Origin of the sequence: Chelatococcus albus (assembly GCF_030067675.1) — a bacterium.
Lineage (GTDB): Bacteria > Pseudomonadota > Alphaproteobacteria > Rhizobiales > Beijerinckiaceae > Chelatococcus_A > Chelatococcus_A albus.
Genome location: NZ_JASJEV010000007.1, coordinates 34,062 through 54,471 on the forward strand (window position 1 = coordinate 34,062; position 20,410 = coordinate 54,471).

Sequence of the window (20,410 nt, forward strand, 5' to 3'; positions counted from 1 at the left end):
CCTCAGAACAGGAAATAGCGCTGGGCCATGGGTAGCACCCTGGCCGGCTCGCAGACCAGCAGCTCGCCGTCGGCGGTCACCGCATAGGTCTCCGGATCGACGCGGATGTCGGGCGTCGCGCCGTTGTGCACCATGGCCGCCTTGCCTATGCCGCCGCGCGTGTTCTCGACCGCCACGAGGCGCTTGTCGAGGCCGAGCCGGCGGCCGATGCCGCGGTCGATCGCCGCCTTCGACACGAAGGTGAGGCTCGTCTCGGCGGGCGCCTTGCCGAAGGCGGCGAACATCGGCCGGTAGTGCACCGGCTGCGGCGTGGGGATGGAGGCGTTGGGATCGCCCATGGGCGCGGCCACGATGGCGCCGCCCTTGATGACGAGATCGGGCTTCACGCCGAAGAAGGCGGGCGACCAGAGCACGAGATCGGCGAGCTTGCCGACCTCCACCGAGCCGATGTGGCGGGCGACGCCGTGGGCGATCGCCGGGTTGATCGTATATTTGGCGACGTAGCGCCTGGCTCGCAGGTTGTCGTTACCGGTCTCGCCGGGAAGGTGCCCGCGCTGCACCTTCATCTTGTGCGCCGTCTGCCAGGTGCGCGTGATCACCTCGCCCACCCGGCCCATGGCCTGGCTGTCCGACGACATCATGGAGAGGGCGCCGATGTCGTGCAGGATGTCCTCCGCCGCGATCGTCTCCTTGCGGATGCGGCTCTCGGCGAAGGCGAGATCCTCGGCGATCGACGGGTCGAGGTGGTGGCACACCATGAGCATGTCGAGATGCTCGTCGAGGGTGTTGACCGTAAAGGGCCGTGTCGGATTGGTGGAGGAGGGCAGGACGTTGGGCAGGCCCGCCACCTTGATGATGTCCGGCGCGTGACCGCCGCCGGCGCCCTCCGTGTGGAAGGCGTGGATGGTGCGGCCCTTGAAGGCGGCGATGGTGTCCTCGACGAAGCCCGACTCGTTGAGGGTGTCGGAGTGGATCATCACCTGCACGTCGTGCGCGTCGGCAACCGTCAGGCAGCAGTCGATCGCCGCGGGCGTCGTGCCCCAGTCCTCGTGCAGCTTCAGGGCGCAGGCGCCGGACTCGATCTGCTCGACGAGGCCGCCGGGAAGCGAGGCATTGCCCTTGCCGGCGAAGCCGAGGTTGACGGGCAGGCCCTCGGCCGCGCGCAGCATCATCTCGATGTGCCAGGGGCCGGGGGTGCAGGTGGTGGCGTTGGTGCCGGTGGCGGGCCCCGTGCCGCCGCCGAGCATTGAGGTGACGCCGGACATCAGCGCCTCCTCCACCTGCTGCGGGCAGATGAAGTGGATGTGCGTGTCGAAGCCGCCGGCGGTGAGGATCTTGCCCTCGCCGGCGATGACCTCCGTGCCCGGCCCGACGACGATGGTCACGCCCGGCTGGATGTCCGGATTGCCGGCCTTGCCGATGGCGGCGACGTGCCCGCCCCTGAGCCCGACGTCGGCCTTCACGATGCCCCAGTGGTCGAGGATGAGGGCGTTGGTGATGACCGTGTCGACGGCGCCCTCGGCGCGCGTCGCCTGCGCCTGGCCCATGCCGTCGCGGATCACCTTGCCGCCGCCGAACTTCACCTCCTCGCCGTAGGTGGTGAAGTCCCGCTCCACCTCGATGACGAGATCGGTGTCGGCGAGGCGCACCCGGTCGCCCGTGGTGGGGCCGAACATGTCGGCATAGGCCGTGCGGGAGATGGTGGCGGGCATGGTCGTCCTTTCGGGCTAGACGGGGCGGTACAGCCGGTTCCGGCGCGCCGTCTCGTCGAAGGTGAAGGTGCCCTCGCAGCCTGCGCGCCGGTTGAGCGCGGCGATCAGGGCATCGGTGAAATCGAGGCGCTCGGCCTTCATGATCTCGAGGCCGTCGATCACCGCGTCGCGGTCGGCGATCACGTAGCCCGGACTTTCCAGAAGCGCCTCGACGGCCGCGATCACGTCCGCGCGGCCGGCCTTGTAGCGGCGCTGCAGGCTCCAGGCGAGTTCGATGAGGACCACCACGTTGACGAACCCCGGAGCATCGGCGCTCAGCCCGGCGAGAAGCCGGGCCGCCGCTGGCGATCGCGCAGGGTCGTCATTCGTCAACGCCCGCAGGAGGACGTTCGTATCGAGCCCGATCACGCCGCGTCGTCCGAAGCGGCGCACTTCGACCTCTCGTCGCGAGCCGCGACCTCAGCGGCGATGGCATCGTCGTCGGTCGCGTAGCGGGGGTCGGGTCTGAGATGCGCCAGCAGGCCGGTCAACGCTGCGGCGCTCTTTCCCCTGACCCGCATCTTGATGGCGCCGTCATAGCCCTCGAAGAATTCGACGAGATCGCCGGGCCTGATGTCGAACCTGTCGCGCAGCGACGCGGGAAGGGTGATCTGTCCCTTGCTGGTGACGGTGGACCCACCCAGATGGGACATCAGCCAATCTCCTTACCAAACAGGACAAAGCATGGCATTTTCGAGATCGCCTTACAATTTTCCCATCACCTGCCGGCGGAAGCCGTGGACCTTGCGCTCGCCGGACAGCGGCACGAGGGAGACCTCGCGCGTCTGACCGGGCTCGAAGCGCACGGCCGTGCCGGCGGCGATGTCGAGGCGCATGCCGCGCGCCTTCTCCCGGTCAAAGGCGAGCGCCGGGTTCGTCTCGTAGAAATGGTAGTGGGAGCCGACCTGGATCGGCCGGTCGCCCGTATTGGCGACGGTGAGCGTCACCGTCACGCGGCCGGCATTGAGCACGAGCTCGCCCGCTGCGGCCTCGACCTCCCCGGGGGTGAGCGCGCTCGCCGCGCCGCGGATGGGGTTGTGCACGGTGACGAGCTTGGTGCCGTCCGGAAAGGTCGCCTCCACCTGCACGTCGTGGATCATCTCCGGCACGCCGTCCATCACCTGGTCGGCGGTGAGCACCCTGGCGCCGGCCTCCATCAGCTCCGCCACGGAGCGGCCGTCACGCGCGCCTTCCACGACGAAATCGGTGATGAGGGCCACCGCCTCCGGATAGTTGAGCCTGACGCCGCGCTCGAGCCGCCGGCGCGCCACCAGGGCGGCCATGGCGATCAAGAGCTTGTCCTTCTCGCGGGGGGTGAGGTTCATCGGGCTCTCCCGGCTACCATGAACGGGGCATCGGCCGGCCCCGGAAACGTTCGAGGAAGGAGACGAGCGCGCGGCGCAGGGCATGCGCGTCGGGCGAGAGGAGGCGCACGAGGAGGAGGCCGTTCCAGGCGCTCGCGCCCGCCTCGCAGGCGCTGCCCTCCAGGGCGGCGCGCGCCTCGTCGAGCCGCGCCTCCGCCCCGGGCGCGACGTGCAGCACCGTGGCGAGCGCCCGCGCGCCCTTGCCCACCGCCGGCCGGTCGAGCCGGGCGGCGACGTCGCCCGAAAGCCTGACGTCCTCGGCGAAGACGAGCGCGCCGCCGCGGCCGATGCGCCAGCGGTCGGCGAAGGCCGCATCCGCCACAACCTCGCCCATGGCCAGCCGTCCGAAGACGATGCTCTCGGCGAGCGTCAGGGTCGCGTCGGCGGCCATCCGCACGTCGAGCCGGCGGCTGAAGCGGGCGCGGTCGAAGAGAATGGTCTCCTGCGGCAGCCAGGCGAGGCGGCTCGCCGCGGCGAGGTCGAGCGTGACCGCAACCGCCGTGTCGGGGCCGTCGGAGCGATAGACCTTCTCCGCCGCCTGGGTGGTGAGGAGGGCATCCGCCCCCTCCCCCAGCTCGGCGGCGACGTTCATGCGGTCTCCCCCGGCCATGCCGCCGCCGGTGTTGATGAGCACGGCCTCGCAGGCGGAGCCCTCCGCCCGCGGAAAGCGCAGACGGTAGCCGCCGCTCTCGGCCACGGTGAGCGCCCGGGTGCCCCGCCCCGTCGCGGCGAAGGCGACGCGCACGCCGCCTTCGGCGCGGACATAGGAAGGCACGGGTTGGGCGGGACCGGCCGTGGAACGCACCGAGGGCCGGGGCGCCTCCTCCCCTCCCTCCGGCGGGTGGCGGCGTCCGGCGCCGCCCGCGGCCCGGCAGGGCGTCCCGTCACACGGAGAGATATCGACGGACATCCGCTTCAACCATCGATCCCCGGTCGCCGGCCATGACGATCTGCCCGCGTTCCATGACGGCGAAGCTGTCGCAGAGGTCACGGGCGAACTCGAAATACTGCTCGACGAGGAGGATCGCCATCGAGCCCTTGCGGCGCAAGTAGTCGATGGCGCGGCCGATGTCCTTGATGACGGAGGGCTGGATGCCCTCGGTCGGCTCGTCGAGGACGATGAGTTTCGGCCGCGTGACGAGGGCGCGGGCGATGGCGAGCTGCTGCTGCTGGCCGCCGGAGAGATCGCCGCCGCGGCGATGCAGCATGTCCTTCAGCACGGGGAAGAGGTCGAAGACCTCGGCCGGCACCTGGCGCTCGCGCCGCGGCAGGGCGGCAAGGCCCGTCTGCAGGTTCTCCCCCACCGTGAGCAGGGGGAAGATCTCGCGCCCCTGCGGCACGAAGGCGACGCCGCGCCGCGCGCGGTCGTAGGGCGCAAGGCGGGACAGGTCCTCGCCCGCGAGGCGGATCGTGCCGCGCGCGACCGCCTCAAGGCCGACGATGGCGCGCATGAGCGAGGTCTTGCCCACGCCGTTGCGGCCGAGCACACAGGTGACCTTGCCCGCCTCGGCCGCGAGCGAGACGCCGCGCAGGGCCTGCGCCGCGCCGTAGTAGAGATCGACATTCTCGACGGTCAGCATGTCAGCGCCCCAGGTAGACTTCGACGACGCGCTCATCGGCGGAGACGGCGTCGATCGAGCCTTCGGCAAGGACCGAGCCCTCGTGCAGCACGGTGACCTTGCAGTCGAGGGCGCGCACGAAGGCCATGTCGTGCTCGACGACGACGACGGAGCGGTCGCGGGCGATGTCCCTGAGGAGGACCGCGGTGTCCTCCGTCTCGGCGTCGGTCATGCCGGCGACGGGCTCGTCGACGAGGAGGAGCTTGGGATCCTGGGCGAGCAGCATGCCGATCTCGAGCCACTGCTTCTGCCCGTGCGACAGTTCGGCGGCCGGACGGCTGCGGTGATCGAGAAGCCGCACACGCGCGAGCACGGCGTCGATGCGCTCCCTCGCGATGCGGTTGCGTGCGCCGAAGAGGGCCGAGAAGGGGGTGCGCTCGTCCTTGAGCGCCAGGCAAATGTTGTCGGCCACGGTGTGGCTCTCGAACACCGTCGGCTTCTGGAACTTGCGGCCGATGCCGAGCGCGGCGATCTCGGCCTCGTCGAGGATCGTGAGGTCGACCATGCCGCCGAAGAACACGTCGCCCGTGTCGGGGCGGGTCCTGCCGGTGATCACGTCCATCATCGTGGTCTTGCCCGCGCCGTTCGGCCCGATGACGGCGCGCATCTCGCCCGCCTCGACGGCGAGCGACAGGTTGTTCAACGCACGAAAGCCGTCGAAGGTGACGCTGACGCCGTCGAGATAGAGCTGGGTGTTGGTGAGGCTCAGGCCCGTCACGGCTCCCTCCCCTATTCCGCCGCCTGGGGCGCGACGCCCGCATCGGCCGCATGCCGTGTCCGCCGCCGCGCGGCAAGCCCCGCGAGGGTGCCGACGATGCCCTTCGGCAGGTAGAGGGTGACGACGACGAAGAGGGCGCCGAGCGCGAAGAGCCACAGCTCCGGCAGGGCGCCGGTGAGCCAGGTCTTGGAGAAGTTGACGACGACGGCCCCGAGCGCCGCGCCGACGAGCGTGCCGCGCCCGCCGACCGCCACCCAGATCACCGCCTCGATGGAATTGGCGGGCGAGAACTCGGACGGGTTGATGATGCCGACCTGCGGCACATAGAGGGCGCCGGCGACGCCGGCCATCATGGCCGAGACGGTGAAGGCCACGAGCTTGAAACTCTCCACCCGGTAGCCGAGGAAGCGCGTGCGCGCCTCCGCGTCGCGGATGGCGACGAGCACCTTGCCGTAGGTGGAGGTGACCATATGGCGCGCCACGACATAGCCGAGGGCAAGCGCAAGCGCCGTGAGCACGAAGAGCGCGACGCGCGTGCCCTGCGCCTGCACGGGAAAGCCGAGGAGGTCCTTGAAGTCGGTGAGGCCGTTGTTGCCGCCGAGCCCCATGTCGTTGCGGAAGAAGGCGAGCATGAGGGCGAAGGTCATCGCCTGGGTGATGATGGAGAGGTAGACGCCGGTCACCCGCGAGCGGAAGGCGAGCCAGCCGAAGGCGAAGGCGAGAAGCCCCGGCACGGCGAGCACCATCAGCGCCGCGAAGGGGAACCAGTCGAAGCCGTGCCAGTACCAGGGCAGCTCCTTCCAGTTGAGAAAGACCATGAAGTCCGGCAGCACGGGATGGCCGTAGACGCCGCGCGGGCCGATCTGGCGCATGAGATGCATGCCCATGGCATAGCCGCCGAGGGCGAAGAAGGCGCCGTGGCCGAGGGAGAGGATGCCGCAGTAGCCCCAGACGAGGTCGAGCGAAAGCGCGAGCAGCGCATAGGCGAGATATTTGCCCATCAGCGACACGGCATAGGTCGGCACGTGGAGCGCCGAGGTCTCGGGCAGGAGGAGATTGGCCGCCGGCACCAGCAGTGCGGCGAGCCCGACAAGCGCCAGAAAGACTGCGCCGGAGCGGTCGATGAATCCCATGCGCATCACGGCCGTTCTCCGGTCGAAGGAAACCCGGCCGCACCGCTCGCGGGACGGCGGGAGAGGATCGGCACGAACCTTTCCGCGTCATCCCGCAAGCCGCGCAGCGGCTGTCCGGGAGCCGGAAGCGATTCCGGTTGGCGTGAGGACGCGGCGGGCACCCTGCGCTCCGGTTGCGCGGCATCGGTGCCGGGTCCCGGGCCCGCGCCTGCGGCGTGCCCCGGGAGGACCGTCATCGCATCCCGCGCGACGCTCCCCCCTGTCGTTCCGAAGGCGGTATGGCCCCCTTCGATCATCGCCACCATCGCCCCCATCCTCACGCCTCGACCGCCCGGCCCCTGAGCGCGAAGAGGCCGCGCGGGCGCTTCTGGATGAAGAGGATGAGGAAGACGAGGAGGAGGATCTTTCCGAGCACGGCACCGGCGTAGGGCTCGAGGAACTTGTTGGCGACGCCGAGCGTCAGCGCGCCGACAAGCGTGCCCCACAGGTTGCCCACCCCGCCGAAGACGACGACCATGAAGGAATCCACGATGTAGCTCTGGCCGAGATTGGGCGAGACGTTGTCGATCTGCGACAGGGCGACGCCCGCGATCCCCGCGATCCCCGACCCCAGAGCGAAGGCGAGCGTGTCCACCCGGGGCGTGCGGATGCCGATGGCGGCGGCCATGCGGCGGTTCTGCGTGACGGCGCGCATCTTCAGGCCGAAGGGCGTGCGGCGCAGCACCGCGAGAAGGCCGAGGAAGACGGCGAGCGCGAAGGCGACGATCCACAACCGTCCGTAGGTGATCGAAAGCCCGCCGAGATCGAAGGCCCCCGCCATGTAGGAGGGCGCGCCGACCTCCCGGTTCGTCGGGCCGAAGAGCGAGCGCACACCCTGCTGCAGGATGAGGCTGATGCCCCAGGTGGCGAGCAGCGTCTCCAGTGGCCGGCCGTAGAGATGGCGGATGACGCCGCGCTCGATGGCCGCGCCGACGCCGGCTGCGACGAGGAAGGCGAGCGGCAGGGCGACGGGCAGCGACCAGTCGAAGAGGCCGGGGGCGCGCGTGCGGCAGACCTCCTGCACGAGGAAGGTGACATAGGCGCCGAGCATGACCATCTCGCCGTGCGCCATGTTGATGATGCCCATGACGCCGAAGGTGATGGCGAGCCCGATGGCGGCGAGCAGCAGCACCGAGCCGAGGGAGAGGCCGTACCAGACGTCCTGCACGGCGGCGGCGAGGGCGAGGCGGCGCTCGACGGCAGCGGCCGCGGTGCGGGCGGACAGGGCTACGGCCGGCGCCGCATCCGCCGCCGCGGCGGAGAGCAGCGCCAGCGCCTCGCGGTCCCCGCGCTCTTCCAGGAGCGAAACGGCCGCGACCCGGTCGCTCACGGCCGCGTCCTTCGTCGCGAGCTGCACGGCCGCGCGCGCCTCCTCGAGCGCGCGGCGCACGCGGGCATCCTTCTCCGCCGCGAGGGCGCGGGCGAGCATGGGCAGGGCGGCGGCATCGCGCGACTTGAAGATCGCCTCGGCAGCCGCGAGGCGCCGCGCCGGATCGGAGGCCATCAGCGTGAGCGTGCCGAGCGCCGCCTCCAGCGCCCGGCGGACGCGGTTGTTGAGGCGCACCGGCTTGAGGCCGGCGGGCGCCTCGGCTACCGGCCGGCCGGTGGCGGCGTCGAGGAGCGTGCCCGCCTTCTCCCTGACGAAGAGCGCCCGGTCGGCCGGGCGGTAGGAGAGGCGCCCGTCGGCGAGCGCGGTGAGCACGGCCTCGGCCGCGGGGTCGCCGCTCGCGGCGACCGCCACGACCCCCTTCTCGATGTCGGCGTAGTTGTCGCTGGCGAGCAGGGCGAAGGCATCGGCGGTGCCTTGTGCCGCGACCGGACCCGGCCGCGCCGCCAGGAGGGCGGCCGTCACGCACAGGAGGGCGAAGAGGCGGAACATGGGGCGACCGATCGATCTGTCGTTGGAGGGAAGCGCCGCCGGGAGGGAGAGCCGACCTCCCGGCGGCATCCGCGGGCCGGAGTGAGGACGCCGCCGGCCCGCCGAAACGCCCGGGCGGGGTGCCCCGGCATCGCATTGCGCCGCGGTCAGCTCTTGCCCTGGCCGCCGCACTTGCCGGTCTTGACGTTGAAGTTTCCGCAGGAGAGCGGCGCACGCCAGTCGGAGATCAGGTCCTTCGAGCCTTCGAGATAGTCCGACCACTCGTCGCCGACGACGAGGCCCGGCGTCTGCGACACGATGTTGAACTGGCCGTTCTCCTGCACCTCACCGATGAGCACGGGCTTGGTGATGTGATGGTTCGGCATCATCGTCGAATAGCCGCCCGAGAGGTTCGGCACGGAGACGCCGACCAGGGCGTCGATGACCTTGTCGGGGTCGGTCGTGCCGGCCTTCTCCACCGCCTTCACCCACATCTGGAAGCCGATGACATGCGCCTCCATCGGGTCGTTGGTCACACGCCTGTCGTTCCTGGTGAAGGCCTTCCACTTGGCGATGAAGTCCTTGTTGGCGGCATTGTCGACCGACTGGAAGTAGTTCCAGGCTGCGAGATGGCCGACGAGGGGCTTCGTGTCGATGCCGGCGAGTTCCTCCTCGCCGACCGAGAAGGCGACGACGGGGATGTCGGTCGCCTTGACCCCCTGGTTGGCGAGCTCCTTGTAGAAGGGCACGTTGGCGTCGCCGTTGATGGTGGAGACGACCGCCGTCTTCTTGCCGGCGGAGCCGAACTTCTTGATGGCGGCGACGCGTGTCTGCCAGTCGGAATGGCCGAAGGGCGTGTAGTTGACGGAGATGTCCTCGTCCTTCACGCCCTTGGACTTGAGATAGGCCTCGAGGATCTTGTTCGTGGTGCGCGGATAGACGTAGTCGGTGCCCTCGAGCACCCAGCGCTGCACGCCCTCGTTCTGCATCAGGTAGTCGACGGCCGGGATCGCCTGCTGGTTCGGCGCGGCCCCCGTGTAGAAGATGTTCCTCGAGGATTCCTCGCCCTCGTACTGCACGGGATAGAAGAGGATACCGTTCAGTTCCTCGAAGACCGGCAGCACGGACTTGCGCGACACCGAGGTCCAGCAGCCGAAGGTCGCCGCCACCTTGTCCTTGGTCAGGAGCTCGCGCGCCTTCTCGGCGAAGAGCGGCCAGTTGGAGGCGGGGTCGACCACGACCGCCTGCAGCTTCTTGCCGAGCACACCGCCCTTCTTGTTCTGCTCCTCGATGAGCATGAGCATGACGTCCTTCAGCGTCGTCTCGCTGATGGCCATGGTGCCGGAGAGCGAGTGCAGGACGCCGACCTTGATGACGTCCTGCTGCGCCTCGGCCGGGGCGCCTGCGAGCGCCAGCCCGCCGGCTACGGCGAGCGCGGCGAGAGCCTGCTTCATGCCAGTCTTCATGGTTTCGAGCTCCCCTCTGTGGTTATTGCCCCGCTCGGGCAGCAAGGGACGTGCCACGGACGGGCGGGAGCGGCGGCCGGTCGTTTCGCGAGCGCCCTGTTGCCGGTCAGCGCGAGATCGCGCCGCCTTGCCCAGGAAGACGCCAGAAAACCGCCCGTGTTTTGGGCATTCGGGTATGCAGCCGGGGAACGGGAAGGGGGCACACGGGCCCCCCTCCACCGTCTCCCGGGGCCGGCGCAGCCGGAGCCCGGGACCCAGAACCGATGCGGGTGATCGAGACGGCGCGGCGGCCGCCGCGCCCTTGCCGCGACCGGAATCGTTTCTGGGCCCCCGACAGCCGCTGGCGCGGCTTCCGGGGTGACAGTCGGAGCTTCGCTCAGGCCGGCGTCAGTAGGGGATGCGGTCGGCCTTCGCCAGCCAGTCGGCGAAGACCTGCGCCGCCTCGGCGAGCGGCCGGTGCTCCATGACGAGGCTGCGCTCGCCAGGGGCCTTCGGCATCTCGCCGTAGATGAAGGCGTCGTCGAAGCCGATCGCCGCCGCCGCCTCGCGCGTGTTGGCGTAGACGATGCGCGCGAGGCGTGCCCAGTAGGCGGCCGCGAGGCACATGGGGCAGGGCTCGCAGCTCGCATAGAGGGTGGCGCCGTGCAGTGCGAAGGCGCCGGCCGCCGCACAGGCGCGGCGGATGGCAACCACCTCGGCATGGGCGGTCGGGTCGTTCTGCGAGGTGACGCAGTTCCACCCCTCGCCGAGGATGAAGCCGTCGCGCACCACGACGGCGCCGAAGGGTCCGCCGTCGCCGTGCAGCATGTGCTCGCGCGACAGCGCCACGGCGCGCGCCAGGAAGCGATCGTCGGCCCCGGCGCTCACGCGGCGCTCTCCGCGAGCGCTTGCGGCGCGGCGCAGCCGCTCCCGCACCTGCAGGAGCTGCGCCGCCACGGCCGCGGCGATGACGGCCGGCTCCTTGCCGGCGATGCCCGGCACGCCGATGGGGCAGACGAGACGGGCGCGCGCCGCCTCGCCAAGTCCCGCCTCGCCGAGGCGCTTCAGGAAGCGGGCGCGCTTGGTGGCGCTGCCGATGAGGCCGACGAAGGGCAGGTCCGGCCGCGCCAGCGCGGCGGCGACGACGGCGAGGTCGAGCGGGTGGTCGTGCGTCATGACAAGCACCAGCGCGCCCGTCGGCGCGGCTCGTGCCTCGGCCGGCGGATCGGGCGCGAAGACCGGCGTGACGTTCATGGGAACGTGAGGCGGGAAGGCCTCCTCGCGCGGGTCGACCCAGCGCAGGCGGAACGGCAGGGGGGCGAGCGCCAGCACCAGCGCGCGCCCGACATGGCCGGCGCCGAAAAGAAGGAGCGGCGTGCGCCCGTCCTCGAAGCGCTCGCACAGCACAAGGTCCTGGAGAGCGAGGTCACTCCCGGCCTCCCTTCGGCCACGCGGCCGCATGAGGTCGACGGAGGCCACCTCCCCCGCCGCCGGCGCGGCAGGCTCGATCAGCCGCGCGACGCGCCCGTCCGCCCCCATCCGCCCGACCGTCGCGAGCGGCCCGGCCGCCTCGGCGGCGGCGAGCGCGGCGATGGCCGCAGCGTCGCGCCGGTCGAAGGTCTCGATCAGGATGGTGACGAAGCCGCCGCAGCACTGGCCGAGGTCGGGCCCCAGCGCCTCGTCGACAAGGCGGGCCGGGCCGCGCCCGGCGGCAAGCGCGCGACGGGCCTCCTCAAGCGCCCGCCACTCCAGCCGCCCGCCGCCGATGGTGCCGAAGAAGGCGCCGTCCGGCCGCACGACCATGCGCGCGCCCGCCTCGCGCGGGGCCGAGCCCCTGACCGCCGCGAGCGTGACGAGGGCCGCGGCCCCCGCGCTGCCCACCATGTCGCCGAGCCTCTGCCACACCTGCATGGGCTCACACCTTGCGCTATCCCCTTGGCGCTCTTGCCTTGGCGCCCTTGCCTCGACCTCACGCGCCGGGATCTGCCGCGAGAGCGCGCATCATCGCCCCGGCGCGGACGAAAGACGAGTCCCGCCAGGGCCTTGGCGCCCCGGCCTCAAAGGTTGATTCAATGGCTTCAGGAAGCGATTCAAGGGCCTGAGACGGCGAATCCTGAGAATGTGATTCAGATTCAAGGGCTGCCGCCAAGCATCTGGACAGCCTTCAGAATGGCCTCCGGCGTCGCCGGGGCGTCGAGGGGCACGGGCCGCCCCGGCGCGAGCGAATGGACGGCGTCGGCGATCGCCGAGAAGACGCAGATCGCGAGCATGAGCGGCGGCTCGCCCACGGCCTTGGAGCGATAGATAGTCTCCTCCCGGTTACCGGACGGATAAAGCGCCACGCGGAAGTCCGCCGGCACGTCGGAGGCGACGGGGATCTTGTAGGTGGAGGGGGCGTGGGTGAGGAGGCGCCCCTCCTCGTCGAAGATAAGTTCCTCCGTCGTCAGCCAGCCCATGCCCTGGACGAAGCCGCCCTCGATCTGGCCGATGTCGATGGCTGGATTGAGCGAGCGGCCGACGTCGTGGAGAATGTCGATGCGGTCGACGCGCATCTCGCCCGTCAGCGTGTCGATGGTCACCTCGCTGCAGGCCGCGCCGTAGGCGAAGTAGAAGAAGGGCCGGCCCTCGCCCTTGTCGCGGTCCCAGTGGATCTTCGGCGTGCGGTAGAAGCCTGCGGCCGAGAGCTGGATGCGCGCCTGGTGCGCCTTGCGGGCGAGTTCGCCGAAGGTCAGGCTCTCGTTGCCGATGAAGACGCGGTCGTCGCGGAAGGCGACCTCGGCCTCCGGCACGCCCCAGGTTTCGGCGGCGAAGGCCGCGAGCCGCTTCCTGATCGTGCGGGCGGCGGCGCGCGCGGCCATGCCGTTCAGGTCGGAGCCCGCGGAGGCGGCGGTGGGCGCCGTGTTCGGCACCTTGGCCGTCGTCGTCGCCGTGATGCGCACGCGCTCCAGCGCCACGCCGAATTCCTCGGCCACCACCTGCGCCACCTTGATGAAGAGCCCCTGCCCCATCTCGGTGCCGCCGTGGTTCAGATGGATCGACCCGTCCGTGTAGACGTGGACGAGAGCACCCGCCTGGTTGAGATGGGTGAGCGTGAAGCTGATGCCGAACTTGACCGGCGTCAGCGCGAGCCCCTTCTTCAGGATCGGCGAGCGGGCATTGAAGGCCGCGATCGCCCCGCGCCGCACGCGATAGTCGCAGTCGCGTTCGAGCGTCTCGACGAGGTCGCGGAGGAGGTCCGCATCCTCCACCTCCTGGCCGTAGGGGGTGCGGTCACGGCCCGGCGCATAGAAGTTGGCCTTGCGCACGTCGAGGGGGTCGCGCCCCGTGGCCCAGGCGATGGCGTCCATCACCCGCTCGACGGCGAGCATGCCCTGCGGCCCGCCGAAGCCACGGAAGGCGGTGTTCGACACGGTGTTGGTCTTGAGCCGCCGCGAGGCGACGCGCACGGCGGGCAGGAAATAGGCGTTGTCGGCGTGGAACATGGCCCGATCGACGACGCCGAGGCTCAGGTCCGCCGAATAGCCGCAGCGGGCGTCGTACATCACGTCGTAGCCCGCGATTCGCCCATCATCGTCGAAGCCCACCCGCCAACCGACGCGGAAGTCGTGGCGCTTGCCGGTCATCGCCATGTCGTCATCGCGGTCGAGGCGCAGCTTGCACGGCCTGCCGGTGACGCGGGCGGCGAGGGCCGCGAGCGCGGCCCATTGCGTCGCCTGGCTCTCCTTGCCGCCGAAGCCCCCGCCCATGCGCCGCACCTCGCAGGTGACGAAGGCGTCCGGAATGCCGAGCACGCGCGCCACCACGTGCTGCACCTCGGTCGGGTGCTGGGTGGAGGAATGGACGGTGATGTCGCCGTCCTCGCCCGGCACGGCGAGCGCCGCCTGGCCTTCCAGGTAAAAGTGCTCCTGCCCGCCGATGCGCAAGGTCCCCTCCAGCCGGCGGGGTGCGGCGGCGAGCGCGGCATCAGGGTCGCCGCGCCCGAAGGCATAGTCCGGCAGCACGGTCTCGCCACGGGCGAGCGCGTCCTCCACCGTCACGCTCGGCCGCTCGGCCTCGATCTCCACCTTCGCGAGGCGGGCGGCGCGGCGTGCCGCCTCGCGTGTCTCGGCGACGACGGCGAAGAGCACCTGGCCGTGGAAGGAGACCTCCCCCTCGGCGAAGAGCGGATCGTCGGCAAGGGCGGGGGCGATGTCGTTCTTCCCCGGCACGTCGGCGGCGGTGAGCACGGCGACGACGCCCGGATGGGCGCGCACGGCCGAAAGATCCAGGGTGAGAAGGCGCCCACGCGCCTTCGGCGAGCCGCCGACCGCCAGGTGCAGCGTGCCCTCGGGGGCGCGGATGTCGTCGACATAGGTCGCCGCGCCGCTGGCGTGCTTGACGCCGGAATCGTGCGGCAGCGGCCGCCGCACGTGGCGCAGCGCCTCCTCCTCGCGCTCCGGCGCGTCGGGCGCGGTCTCGGCCCCGTCATTCGGCCGCATCGCTCATCTCCCGATGGCCGACGAGCCGCGTCTCCCGCGTCGCGCGCCCGGCGGCCTCCATCAGCGCCTTGCGCAGGAGGTTGCGCGCCACCGTGCGGCGGTAGCCGGCGGAGGCGCGATGGTCGCTGAGCGGCGCAAAATCCGCCTCCAGCGCCGCAAGCGCCGGCTCCCAGGCGGTCTCGTCGGCGAGAGGCACGCCGGCGAGCGCGGCCTCCGCCCGCAGGGCCCGCTTCGGGATGCCGGCCATGCCGCCATAGGCGAGGCGCGCGGACGCCACGCGGCCGGCCTCCAGCCTGAAGCGGAAGGCGCCCATGACGGCGGAGATGTCCTCGTCGAAGCGCTTCGTCACCTTGAAGGCGCGGAAGACGTCGCCGGGCGCGAGGGTGGGGATGGTGACGCTGCGCAGATATTCGCCCGGCTGCCGGTCCTGCTTCCGATAGTCGAGGAAGAAGTCCTCGAGGGCGAGGCGGCGCGCCTCGCCGCCGCGGCGCAGGGCGAGCGTCCCGCCCAGCGCGATGAAGGCGGGCGCGAGGTCGCCGATGGGCGAGCCGTTGGCGATGTTGCCGCCGACGGTGCCGGTGACGCGCACCTGCGGCGAGCCGAAGCGGCGCATCAGCTCGCCGAGGTCGGGATCGACGGCCGCGAGATGCGGCAGGGCGCGGGCGAGCGGCACCGTGGCGCCGAAGGTCAGCGCCCCCTCCTCTTCCACGACGCGATCGAGCCCGGCGACGCGGCCGAGGTGGATGACCTTCCGCAGGTCCGTGAGGGCCTTGGTGACCCACAGGCCGACGTCGGTCGAGCCGGCGACCAGCGTCGCGTCGGGATGGTCGAGACAGAGGGCGGCGAGCGCCTCCTCGCTCGCCGGGGCGGCAAAGAAGCGCTCGGCGGTGCCGACGAAGAGATCTTGCCCGTCGGCGAGGGCGGCGAGGCGGGTGGCGACGGCCTCGCGGCCCGCGGCGAAGCGGTCGGCCGCGGGCTCGGCACAGGCGGCGAAGGCCGCGTCGACGATGGGGCGGTAACCCGTGCAGCGGCAGAGGTTGCCGGCGAGCGCATCGGTGATCGCCCGCCGCGTCAGCGGCCGCGGCGCGTCCTGGTAGAGCGCGAAGAGGCTCATGACGATGCCCGGCGTGCAGAAGCCGCATTGCGAGCCGTGCAGCGCCACCATCGCCGCCTGCACGGGATGGAGCGCCGCCCCCTCCGCCAGGTCCTCGACGGTGACGAGTTCCGTCCCATCGATCTGGCCCAGGAGCGTGATGCAGCTGTTGACGGGCTCCGCCACCAGGCGCCCCTCGCGCAGGCGGCGCAGCACGACCGTGCACGCGCCGCAATCGCCCTCGGCGCAGCCCTCCTTGGTGCCGCAGGAGCCCTCGCGGAGGCGCAGCCAGTCGAGGAGCGTCACGGCCGGCGGCGCCTCGTCGATCTCGACGATCCCGCCGCGTCTCAGGAACCGGATGGCCCGACGCATCGTCCTTCCCCTCGCCTCCAGGGGCAGCATGCCCGACCTGGAACCGTTCGGAAAGGTGGCGGTGCGGGCGCCGGAGCCACGGGGAGGGCGGAGCGGCATCCGACCTGCGGCGGGCGGCGAGTTGCCTCGCTTCGATCGAGCCGTTAAAGCGATCACGATGTTCGGCTTGGGCTCGCGATCGGCACGTGATGTCGCCATCCTTGTCGGCGGAGCGATTGTCGCCCAGGGATTGCCTGCGCTGCTCTCGCCCGTCCTCACGCGCCTTTACAGCCCTGCCGAGTTCGGCCAGTACTCGCTTGTCAGCGCGCTCGCGGCATTCATCGCCGTGGGCCTGACGGGTCGCTTCGAGCTCGCGATCCCGCTGCCGCGGTCCGACTGGCGCGCGCGCAACCTCGTCTATGCCGCGCTCTTGCTCGCGGCCGTCCTGGCGGCTGTCCTCCTCGCGCTCGCACTCCTCTGGCACGTTCTGGCGGGACGCACCCTCGCCTACGGCTGGTCGTCGACCGCCGCGGCCATCGCCATCACGGCCTTCTTCATTGCCGCCTACCAGACCCTGTCGTACTTCCTCATCCGCCTCGGCCGTTTCCGGCAGATGTCGCTGGCGCGCATGGGGCAGGCGGTGACCTGGCTCGGCATCGCCATCCCGCTCGGCCTCGCCGGCGTGAGCGGGGGCCTCACGCTGGGCTATCTCGCGGGCTGGGCGGCAGCGGCCGTGCTCGCCCTCCTCCAGCTCCTCCCGCGGCTTCGGTCACTTCCCGGCGCCCGCCTCGGGCATGTCGCCGCCACGGTGCGGCGCTACAGGGATCACGCCGTGCACGGTGCAGTGCCCGCCATGCTCGACAGCGCGAGCCTGTCGATCCCCATGGTCGTGCTGTTCCTGTACCACACGACGGCCGACGTCGGGCAATTCAACCTGACGCGCCAGGTTGCCTATGCGGCGCCGGCGCTGCTGTCGACCGCGGTGTCCCAGGTGTTCCTTCGGCGGATCAGTGTACTGACGGCCGAGGGAAGGCCGACGACGGCGCTCTTCCTGACGACGGCGAGAAAACTCGCGCTGGTCGCCGCCATCTATCTCGCCGCGGTTCTCCTCCTTGCGAAGCCCGCGATCACCTTCCTCTTCGGAGAGGCATGGCACGTCGTCGGGGACTACGCCCTCATTCTGGCGCCGAGTCATGCCGTCAGGCTCGTCGCCACACCCCTCAGTCTCGCGCTCGTCGCGACGGGCAGGATGCGCACTCTCGCGATGTGGCAGGTGAGTTACTTTGCGACGTCGAGCGTTCTGTTTCTGTTCAGGAACGTAGATGCATATCAATTACTTGTCATATATTGTATCATTGATTTCGCACTCTACGCATTCTATTTTCTTCTGTCGCTTCGCGCGGTCGAGGCATTCGATGCGAACCAGGGCCGGCTCGCGGAGGTCGGTCGCACGTGACGGATATACGCGAGTGGCAACTGCGTTTCATCCGTGCCTTGGCCGAACGGGCCCGGTTCCGCTATATGCGGGGCTCGGCGACGCTGGGAGCGCTCGCCGAGCCCTTCATTCCCCCGCTCCGGCACCGCCCGGCTCAACCCAAGCGAGCGATGTGACCCATGTGCGGTATCGCTGGAATCATTCGCAAGGATGGCGCCCCGGTCGAGGCCGGGGTGATCGCGGCGATGACGGATGCGGTGGCCCACCGCGGGCCGGACGGCGCGGGCATCCTCGTCGAGGGCCCCATCGGTCTCGGCCATCGCCGCCTGTCCATCATCGACCTGTCGGACGGCGGCAAGCAGCCCATGTCCTATTCCGACAGCGGGCTGACGATCACCTACAACGGTGAGATCTACAACTATCTGGAGCTGCGCCGGGAGCTTGAGGCGGAGGGCTTCCGCTTCGTTTCCGATTCCGACACGGAGGTCATCCTCGCGGCCTATGCCGCCTGGGGCCGGTCCTGCGTCTTGCGCTTCAACGGCATGTGGGCCTTCGCCCTCCTCGACAGGCGACGCAACCTCCTCTTCTGCTCGCGCGACCGCTTCGGCGTGAAGCCGTTCTACTACGCGGACCTGCCGGGCCGCTTTGTCTTCGGCTCCGAGATCCGTCAGATCCTGCCCTTCCTCGGCAGCGTGCGTGCGAACCGGCGCGTGCTCGAAGCCTTCATCGTCACGGACGGGACGGACCTCGACGAGGCGACCTTCTTTGCCGACGTCACCAAGCTGCCCGGTGGACATTCGCTCGTCTACGACCTCGCCGCGCACCGCTTCACCGTCGAGCGCTACTACGAGATCCGCCCGCGCGAGGACATCGCGCGCCTCGGCCAGGGCGAGGCGGCGGAGGCCTTCGGCGCGCTGCTCGACGACGCCGTGCGCCTGAGGCTGCGCTCCGACGTCAAGGTGGGCACCTGCCTCTCCGGCGGGCTCGACAGCTCGAGCGTGGCGACGCTCGCGGCCGAGGCCTACCGGGCGAACGGTGGCGGACGCTTCGCCGCCATCACGGCGGTGAGCGAGCAGGAGAGCAACAGCGAGGCGGAGTTCGCCGAGGCGGTCGTCAAGGCGAGCGACCTCGGCTGGCATCCGGTGCGCCCGACCTACGAGGATTTCGTCGCGACCCTCGACGCCGTGGTGCGGGCGCAGGAGGAGCCCTACGGCGGCCCCTCCATCACCATGCAGTATTTCGTCATGAAGACGGCGCGGGAGAACGGCATCACCGTCCTCCTCGACGGCCAGGGCGGCGACGAGACGCTGCTCGGCTACGAGAAGTACTATGCCGCCCACATCGCCGAGGTGTTCCGCAAGCATGGCCTCGCCGCCACGCTCCGGGCGCTGCGCCGCACCGGCGCCAACAACGCCAAGATGAGCGCGACGAACACGGCGAAATATCTCGTCGGCGGCATGGTCGCGCCGGCGCGCTATGCCTTCTACCGGTGGCGGCACAGCTACCTTGCCGAGGCCCCCGCGATGCCGCCGCATCTTGCGGCCTTCGCGCGCGCCTGCCACGACCCGTTCAGGCTGCAGGAGCTCGAGATCCGCTCGACGAACCTGCCCGTCCTCCTGCGCTACGAGGACAAGAACTCGATGGCGCACGGCATCGAGGCCAGGCTCCCCTTCCTCGACTACCGGCTGCTCGAAACCTCCCTGTCGCTGCCCGGCGAATACAAGATCCATGACGGCTGGACGAAGTGGATCCTGCGCAAGCACATGGACGGGCGGATGCCGGACGCGATCGTCTGGCGCAAGAACAAGTTCGGCTTCGAGGCGCCGGAGGATGTCTGGCTCAAGCGCCACCACGGCGTCATGGAGCAGGCCGTGCTCGCCTCCCCGATCATCGGCGAGATCGCCGACCGCGGCCGCCTCGCGCAGCACTATCGCACGCTCGACAAGCGCAGCCGCTGGCGCCTCTACAGCGTCGCCCTGTGGGAGAAGGCCTTCGGGGTGGCGGCATGATCCGCGTCTGCCACCTCTCCTCGGCCCACCCTGCCGACGACGTGCGCATCTTCCTGAAGGAATGCCGCTCGCTCGCCCAGGCGGGCTTCGAGGTGCATCTCGTCGCCAATGCCGACGGCGAGCAAACGCGCGACGGGGTGCGCATCCATCCCGTGCGCCGGGCGGGCGGACGGCTCGCGCGCATGCTGGGCGGGGCGCGCAACGCCTATGCCCAGGCCCGCGCGCTCGACGCCACGATCTACCACCTCCACGATCCCGAGCTTCTGCCCTACGGCCTGCTCCTGAAGCGGGCGGGCAAGCGCGTGATCTACGATGCGCACGAGGACCTGCCGCGCGACATCCTGTCGAAGGAGTGGATCCCCGAAGCGCTGCGCGGCGCCGTTGCCTGGGGATCGGAGCGGGTGGAAAACCTGCTGGCGCGCGCCTGCGACGCCGTCGTCGCGGCGACGCCGCATATCCGCGACCGCTTTTCCGCCATTCACCCCGTGAGCATCGACGTCAGGAACTACGCGCTCGGCGAGGAGTTCCGCGCCGCGGGAGCCGAGCGCGGGCGGGCCTTCGCCGAGCGCGAGGCGGTGGCCTATGTGGGCGGCATCGCCATCGACCGTGGCATCTGCGAGATCGTCCGCGCCGCCGCGCGCGCCGGTTGCCGCCTCAAGCTCGCAGGACGCTTCGGCTTCCCGCAGGAACGGGAGACGGTGACGGCCCTGCCGGAATGGCGCTTCGTCGAGGATTTCGGCTTCGTCGGCCGCCGGGAGATCGGCGAGATCCTCGGCAGCGCCTTCGCCGGCCTCGTCGTGCTCCATCCGGAGCCGAACTTCGTCAACTCGCTCCCCATCAAGATGTTCGAGTACATGGCGGCGGGGCTTCCGGTCATCGTGTCGGACTTTCCCCTCTGGCGCGCGATCGTCGAGCGCCACCGCTGCGGCCTCTGCGTCGATCCCCGCGACGTCGCGGCGATCGCCGCCGCCATCACCTGGCTGAAGAACAACCCCGCCGCGGCCGAAGCCATGGGCGCGCGCGGCCGCGCCACCGTCGCCGCCGAGTTCAACTGGGAGCGCGAGGGCGAGAAGCTCGTGGCGCTCTACGGGAAGCTGCTGAACGGCCGCCCCTGACG

Annotated in this window: 16 protein-coding genes; 3 read left to right on the plus strand and 13 right to left on the minus strand. The window is 70.6% G+C overall.

The annotated features are described in order from the left end of the window. Nucleotides 1–2 precede the first annotated feature (2 nt). From ureC to xdhA, 13 genes are all read right to left on the minus strand, one after another. Nucleotides 3–1,712 (minus strand): urease subunit alpha, encoded by a 1,710-nt coding sequence (gene ureC, locus QNA08_RS12105; protein WP_283740979.1) that lies wholly within the window; start codon nt 1,710–1,712, stop codon nt 3–5. Between the two features lie 15 nt (nt 1,713–1,727). Beyond that, nucleotides 1,728–2,120: a PIN domain-containing protein gene (locus QNA08_RS12110; RefSeq protein ID WP_283740980.1), complete on the minus strand. Its 393-nt coding sequence runs from the start codon at nt 2,118–2,120 to the stop codon at nt 1,728–1,730. Beyond that, nucleotides 2,117–2,404 (minus strand): AbrB/MazE/SpoVT family DNA-binding domain-containing protein, encoded by a 288-nt coding sequence (locus tag QNA08_RS12115; RefSeq protein ID WP_283740981.1) that lies wholly within the window; start codon nt 2,402–2,404, stop codon nt 2,117–2,119. The genes QNA08_RS12110 and QNA08_RS12115 overlap by 4 nt, the downstream gene beginning before the upstream one ends. A 51-nt stretch (nt 2,405–2,455) precedes the next feature. Beyond that, nucleotides 2,456–3,076 (minus strand): urease subunit gamma, encoded by a 621-nt coding sequence (locus QNA08_RS12120; protein WP_283740982.1) that lies wholly within the window; start codon nt 3,074–3,076, stop codon nt 2,456–2,458. A 13-nt stretch (nt 3,077–3,089) separates the two neighbouring features. Continuing rightward, nucleotides 3,090–3,920, minus strand: a complete 831-nt coding sequence (locus QNA08_RS12125; protein ID WP_283740983.1) for an urease accessory protein UreD — start codon at nt 3,918–3,920, stop codon at nt 3,090–3,092. A gap of 79 nt (nt 3,921–3,999) precedes the next feature. Beyond that, nucleotides 4,000–4,695, minus strand: coding sequence for an urea ABC transporter ATP-binding subunit UrtE (gene urtE, locus QNA08_RS12130; RefSeq protein ID WP_283740984.1), 696 nt, complete (start codon nt 4,693–4,695; stop codon nt 4,000–4,002). Between the two features lies 1 nt (nt 4,696). Next, entirely contained in the window at nt 4,697–5,443 is a 747-nt protein-coding gene (gene urtD, locus QNA08_RS12135; RefSeq protein ID WP_283741197.1) for an urea ABC transporter ATP-binding protein UrtD, read from the minus strand. 20 nt (nt 5,444–5,463) lie between these two features. After that, on the minus strand, nt 5,464–6,585 hold the full coding sequence (gene urtC, locus QNA08_RS12140) for an urea ABC transporter permease subunit UrtC (RefSeq protein WP_283741198.1): 1,122 nt from the start codon (nt 6,583–6,585) through the stop codon (nt 5,464–5,466). A gap of 316 nt (nt 6,586–6,901) precedes the next feature. Continuing rightward, complete coding sequence (urtB, locus tag QNA08_RS12145) at nt 6,902–8,503, minus strand: urea ABC transporter permease subunit UrtB (RefSeq protein WP_283740985.1); 1,602 nt, start codon at nt 8,501–8,503, stop codon at nt 6,902–6,904. 146 nt (nt 8,504–8,649) lie between these two features. After that, nucleotides 8,650–9,936, minus strand: a complete 1,287-nt coding sequence (gene urtA / locus QNA08_RS12150; protein ID WP_422679915.1) for an urea ABC transporter substrate-binding protein — start codon at nt 9,934–9,936, stop codon at nt 8,650–8,652. Nucleotides 9,937–10,335: 399 nt separating this feature from the next. After that, entirely contained in the window at nt 10,336–11,838 is a 1,503-nt protein-coding gene (gene xdhC, locus QNA08_RS12155; RefSeq protein ID WP_283740987.1) for a xanthine dehydrogenase accessory protein XdhC, read from the minus strand. A gap of 221 nt (nt 11,839–12,059) precedes the next feature. Further along, nucleotides 12,060–14,405 carry a xanthine dehydrogenase molybdopterin binding subunit gene (gene xdhB, locus QNA08_RS12160; protein WP_283740988.1) on the minus strand — a complete coding sequence of 782 codons (2,346 nt, stop codon included), beginning with the start codon at nt 14,403–14,405 and terminating at the stop codon, nt 12,060–12,062. Further along, on the minus strand, nt 14,392–15,870 hold the full coding sequence (gene xdhA / locus QNA08_RS12165; RefSeq protein ID WP_283740989.1) for a xanthine dehydrogenase small subunit: 1,479 nt from the start codon (nt 15,868–15,870) through the stop codon (nt 14,392–14,394). Before xdhA ends, xdhB begins: the two co-directional genes overlap by 14 nt. Nucleotides 15,871–16,036: 166 nt before the next feature. Between xdhA and QNA08_RS12170 the strand changes: the two genes are divergently transcribed. The 3 genes from QNA08_RS12170 to QNA08_RS12180 all read left to right on the plus strand — a co-directional run bounded on the left by QNA08_RS12170 (nt 16,037) and on the right by QNA08_RS12180 (nt 20,408). Continuing rightward, a complete protein-coding gene (locus QNA08_RS12170; protein ID WP_283740990.1) occupies nt 16,037–17,305 on the plus strand; it encodes a lipopolysaccharide biosynthesis protein in 1,269 nt (422 codons plus the stop codon). A gap of 158 nt (nt 17,306–17,463) precedes the next feature. Next, a complete protein-coding gene (gene asnB, locus QNA08_RS12175) occupies nt 17,464–19,293 on the plus strand; it encodes an asparagine synthase (glutamine-hydrolyzing) (protein WP_283740991.1) in 1,830 nt (609 codons plus the stop codon). Continuing rightward, on the plus strand, nt 19,290–20,408 hold the full coding sequence (locus tag QNA08_RS12180; protein ID WP_283740992.1) for a glycosyltransferase family 4 protein: 1,119 nt from the start codon (nt 19,290–19,292) through the stop codon (nt 20,406–20,408). The genes asnB and QNA08_RS12180 overlap by 4 nt, the downstream gene beginning before the upstream one ends. Nucleotides 20,409–20,410: the final 2 nt, after the last annotated feature.